The organism is Salinivibrio sp. ML198 (assembly GCF_001996015.1).
GTDB classification, from domain to species: Bacteria; Pseudomonadota; Gammaproteobacteria; order Enterobacterales; family Vibrionaceae; genus Salinivibrio; species Salinivibrio siamensis.
Window position 1 is genome coordinate 1 of sequence record NZ_MUEZ01000061.1, and the last position, 432, is coordinate 432.

The 432-nt window shown below is 63.0% G+C and carries 1 protein-coding gene; it reads right to left on the reverse strand.

Annotated elements, in window-relative coordinates:
- Window positions 1–432: Ig-like domain repeat protein (locus BZG25_RS15715; protein WP_131826122.1), on the reverse strand; the 432-nt coding region annotated here is incomplete at both ends.

Genomic DNA, 432 nt, shown 5'->3' on the forward strand with positions numbered 1-432 from the left:
GTATCCAGCGTCGCGGTGTCATCCACGCTGCCCTGGTTTCCGGCTTCATCGGTCACCGTCATGGTCACCGTCAGCTCGCCATCGGCCAGGCTGCTCACGTCTTGGCCTGTGACGGTCACGTTGCCATCACCATCCACGCTGATGTCGTTCGCATCCACGGTGATGTCGGCCGTGTTGGCGTCGCCGTCGCTGATCACGATGCTGTCTATCGCCGCACCGTCTTCCACCGTGCCGCTGAAGGTCACGGAGGTTTGTTCGCTCTCGTTGATCAGGTCATCGGCATCGTCGAACGCGATGCTGTTGCTGCTATCGCCACCTTCGCCTGGGGCCGCCGTATCCAGCGTCGCGGTGTCATCCACGCTGCCCTGGTTTCCGGCTTCATCGGTCACCGTCATGGTCACCGTCAGCTCGCCATCGGCCAGGCTGCTCACG